This window comes from Blautia sp. AF32-4BH (assembly GCF_003460565.1).
Classification (GTDB): Bacteria; Bacillota; Clostridia; order Lachnospirales; family Lachnospiraceae; genus Fusicatenibacter; species Fusicatenibacter saccharivorans.
This window is the reverse complement of the sequence record NZ_QTVL01000050.1, coordinates 1-367: the sequence shown is the minus strand read 5'-3', so window position 1 is coordinate 367 and position 367 is coordinate 1. Positions and strand designations below refer to the sequence as shown.

1 pseudogene is annotated in these 367 nt (G+C 51.2%); it reads right to left on the bottom strand.

Going from position 1 to position 367, the window contains the following annotated elements:
* Positions 1–367, bottom strand: a pseudogene (locus DWZ44_RS18945) (MobQ family relaxase); the annotation flags it as partial.

Sequence of the window (367 nt, the reverse complement as noted above, 5' to 3'; positions counted from 1 at the left end):
TGTACTTGGCTCTGGGCTTCTCAAACTTGATTTTCTGCAAGCCGTCATAGACAGGCTTCAAGCTCTGGAAAGCGGCGGAGCTGTCATAGAGCTGCTTGATTGCTTTCATTCGGGTGTTCTGTTCGTCCAGCGTTTTCTTCAAGCTCTCTGTGGCAGCACTGTGTTCGCTGACACGGCGTTCCAAATCCTCAAGGGAGTAAATGCCGTTTGCCCGGAGATAATTGAAAGTCTCGTTCATCTCCTTTAGGTTGCTGATTTTACCTTTCTGGGAATACGCCCCGGCTTTGCGCTGGGTGTAATAGGCGTTCAGCAGAGAAACAAGGTCGGGTGCCTGCGGCTTGGCAAGCTCCGCTTTTGCTTCGGCAAT